We start from the raw sequence: 3,301 nt of genomic DNA, 5'->3' as shown, positions 1-3,301 counted from the left end.
GAGGGCGGAGTAACACGACTGCACGGTCCTCCCCGGATCCCGCGCCTGTTCCTCGCCACCGCCCTCGCGGTCGCCGCGACCGGTGCCAACGCCGAGCCTGCCCTGCAGGCCGCCAAGCCACTGGACAGCCTGGCCTTCGTGGAGCCGGCGCAGAGCGCATCTGGCGATTGCGCTCGGCTACCCGGCATCTGAACTATTCAGGCAGCCCAGGAGCCTCCCTGAAGCATCTGCTTTCTACCAGCTCAGGTAGACATCTCCTCGATCCGCGGTCCACATCGCCATCGCTCGATGAGAGTCGATCGCCTTCTTCACATCACCGGTGGGGTTCTGTGACGTACCACCCATTGAATCATGTCCTGCCCCATTGTTGGCATTGGGAGTGAAGACCTGCCATGATGTGAAATTTAGCCCTTCGATATCGGCGGCATTCTGAATTTTCACCGTTCCATTTCGGATCGCATCCTTGAAAGTTCGCACCTCTTCCGGCGACCATCCTTGGGGCGCAAAGCCCTCTTGATCAAATAAATTATTTTTTAGGAATTCTGCATCCGATGTCGTTGGATCTCCATAAGGAGCCCCCGCTTTCCACTTTGTCTGTTCGGTTTTTTTACCCAAATCTAATTCAGATATGAATTTAAAAATATCTATATCCTGGCTGGTTTTTGCAGGAAAATCTGTTTTGTATTGAGTTTTGATTTGATCCGAGTCTTTGCCTTTCATGGCAGCGATTTGCTTAGCTAAATTGTCGGCGACATCTTGGGCAACACGACTTTGGGCGAGCAACGCCTTCGCGCGATCGGAGAGGTCGACGATGGTAGCAGGCCCTGCTGAGTTCGAAGCAGATATCCCCTCAGCAGAGGGCCGCATTGATTGCGAAGGCGAAGCGCTACTCGCTCCAATGTTCAGCCCAGATGCCGGAGCATGGGTTCGCCCAGAATTACTAAGTGCATCAACCATAACAACCTCCTCACTGCCTCTAATATTCCCATGTATTTCATTTAAGGAAAGTTAACATATTTCAAAATTCAGAAAGTACGCGCCTCCACGCGTCCCTCTTATTCTAACACATAATATCTCATTGCATTCGGAAGCTGCCCGAATACGAATTCGAGCCCGTGCTACCCTCGTTGAGCTTGGTGCAAGTGGAGCTGCCCTTGTAGGCGTTCGTCGAAGCGAAGCCGCCGGAGTTGAACACTTGGACCTGGAACTGGCATCCGCCGCTGCTGTTCTGGTATCGGATGTTGCACAGGGTCGTATTACCGGAGACGGATCCCGTCACGTAGGCGGTGCTGCCGTTTGCGACGGAGAAGGGTGGTGAGATCGTGCCACCGCTCGTGCAGCTCGCCGTGTCGAGCGTGAGCGTTGTTCCGGAAGAGTTCTGGATCGTGTACTGGGCACTCGCCGCGGAAGCCGCACCAGCGCTCACGATCGCGAGCATTGCGGTCAACCCACCAGCGCTGATCTTCACGGAGGATTTGGACATTGTCATCTCCCCTTGAGCATACCCGCATTTTTCGGGCGTCCCATGAGTGTTCAAGAATTATTCTTTCGCAACTTGCAAGATAACATATTGACTAATATCTGAAATTATGTCTATGGCGCGCAATGTGAGCGCATTAAATATTTTTTTGGCTTTACATAGTGTAAATATGCAACGTGATAAACTTAAATTTTATGCCGGCGACTGGAATTATTCAAAAAGCCCAATTGCTAGCAATTCGGGTTTGTCAATCTATTATTTTAACAGATTGCGGACAGGCCGAGCATCCCCAATATTTGCGCGCCAACGATCGTCCCGTTGACGTAACCGCGAGTTTAGGCGTGGCAAGGCCCATGCTGAGCATAGATAACGTCAACAAAACCTATTACGGTCGCGCTGGATCGCTGCCCGTACTCACAGGGGTGAACCTGGAGGTTCGGCGCGGAGAGCTCTGCGCCCTCACGGGGGCTTCGGGGTCCGGCAAAACGACACTGATGAACTTGGTCGGCCTGCTCGACCGGCCCGATGGAGGGACGATCCGCCTCGACGGTACCGATACGACGGCCTTGCGGGACGATGCGACCGCGGCGCTGCGCAACCGACTGATCGGCTTCGTATTCCAAGCCTTCCATCTGCTGCCCCGGCTCTCGGCCCTCGACAACGTCGCTTTGCCTCTCCTTTATCGCGGGATGGCGAAGGTGGATCGGCGCGCATTGGCGGCCACGGCCCTGGAGCGGGTCGGCCTCGCCGCGCGCGCCGCCCACCATCCCGAGGAAATGTCCGGCGGGCAACGCCAGCGGGTCGCGATCGCCCGGGCGCTCGTTGGGAACCCGCCCCTCCTGCTCGCGGATGAGCCGACGGGCAACCTCGACAGCCAGGCGGCTGACGACATCATGGCCCTGTTCCTCGCGCTCAACCGGGACATCGGCGTCACCATCCTGATCGTGACCCACGATCCCGCCATCGCCGCACGTTGCCCACGCCGCATCGTCATGCACGACGGTCGCGTCCGCGACGACAACAGGGGCGTGTTGCGCGACGCCGTGTGCCTGCTGTGAGCGGGCCAGAAAGCCTGGCTCCGTTCCGCGAGGTCGTCTTCGACGGTCTGGGCAACCTCCAGGCCCTCAAGGGGCGTACCCTCCTCGCGCTGACCGGCATTGCGATCGGGACCGCCGCGGTGATCGCCATGCTGCATGTCGGCCACAACGCGCGCATGGAGGCCATGCGGCAGTTCGAGGTGATGGGCGTCGACCTCGCGGTCATCACTCCCAGAGGGGAGGGAGCCACGCCCACGGTCCTGCCACCGGAGATCGTCCGGGCCCTGCCCTCGCATGGGCTTGGGATCGTGCAGGTGGCTCCCTTCATCGCCACCGGCACGATGATCTGGGCGGGCGGCGCCACGATCCAGGCAAACCTCATCGCCGCCACCGACAGCCTCTATACCATCGCCAAGGCGACCGTCGCCCAGGGTCGCCGCACCTCCGAGCTCGACGGCTTCGCCCCCTTCGTCGTCCTCGGCGCCGAGCTAGCCCGGGACATGGCCATCGCAGCCGGACAGCCTGTGCGGATCGGCGACGCCGTCCGGATGGACGACCAAGTGCTGACGGTCATCGGCGTACTCGGTCCCGCCTTTCCAGTGCCCCTGCTCAGCCTCGATCTCGACCGCTCCGCCGTGATCCCGTTCAGGACCGCGCGGCGCCTGGTGCCCGACCCGCAAATCACCACCGTGGCCGCACGCCTCACGCCCGGTGCCGACGACCGGGCGACAGCCGCGCGGGTCGCCGACTACTTCCAGGCCCTGCTGCGTCCCGGCGGTGTCCA

The 3,301-nt window shown here is 59.6% G+C and carries 5 protein-coding genes; 3 read left to right on the top strand and 2 right to left on the bottom strand.

Translation table 11 applies throughout. The features are described 5' to 3' along the window. Nucleotides 1-192 (top strand): hypothetical protein (locus QR78_RS35765; RefSeq protein ID WP_208993249.1); only part of this gene is annotated, 192 nt, incomplete at its 5' end. Nucleotides 193-234: 42 nt separating this feature from the next. Here the strand turns inward: QR78_RS35765 and QR78_RS33365 are convergent. Together QR78_RS33365 and QR78_RS34565 are read right to left on the bottom strand one after the other, a co-directional pair. Beyond that, the gene (locus QR78_RS33365) at nucleotides 235-957 is read right to left on the bottom strand and encodes a hypothetical protein (protein WP_082172044.1); all 723 of its coding nucleotides are present in this window, start codon (nucleotides 955-957) and stop codon (nucleotides 235-237) included. A 118-nt stretch (nucleotides 958-1,075) separates the two neighbouring features. Next, nucleotides 1,076-1,483, bottom strand: coding sequence for a hypothetical protein (locus QR78_RS34565; RefSeq protein WP_125901259.1), 408 nt, complete (start codon nucleotides 1,481-1,483; stop codon nucleotides 1,076-1,078). 350 nt (nucleotides 1,484-1,833) lie between these two features. Here QR78_RS34565 and QR78_RS29575 point away from each other — a divergent pair, with 350 nt between their 5' ends. Both QR78_RS29575 and QR78_RS29570 read left to right on the top strand, forming a co-directional pair. Then, a complete protein-coding gene (locus QR78_RS29575; RefSeq protein ID WP_048431202.1) occupies nucleotides 1,834-2,538 on the top strand; it encodes an ABC transporter ATP-binding protein in 705 nt (234 codons plus the stop codon). After that, nucleotides 2,535-3,301, top strand: a 767-nt coding sequence (locus tag QR78_RS29570; RefSeq protein WP_048431201.1) for an ABC transporter permease, incomplete at its 3' end; no start/stop codon positions are given. The genes QR78_RS29575 and QR78_RS29570, both read left to right, overlap by 4 nt.

Origin of the sequence: Methylobacterium indicum (genome assembly GCF_001043895.1) — a bacterium.
GTDB classification, from domain to species: Bacteria; Pseudomonadota; Alphaproteobacteria; order Rhizobiales; family Beijerinckiaceae; genus Methylobacterium; species Methylobacterium indicum.
Note: the sequence above shows the minus strand (reverse complement) of the source record. Positions and strands in the feature narration are given on the sequence as shown.

Excerpts from the sequence above, each read along its gene's own strand:
- QR78_RS33365 (WP_082172044.1), bottom strand. The coding sequence starts at position 957 with ATGGTTGATGCACTTAGTAATTCTGGGCGAACCCATGCTCCGGCATCT.
- QR78_RS34565 (WP_125901259.1), bottom strand. The coding sequence starts at position 1,483 with ATGTCCAAATCCTCCGTGAAGATCAGCGCTGGTGGGTTGACCGCAATG.
- QR78_RS29575 (WP_048431202.1), top strand. The coding sequence starts at position 1,834 with ATGCTGAGCATAGATAACGTCAACAAAACCTATTACGGTCGCGCTGGA.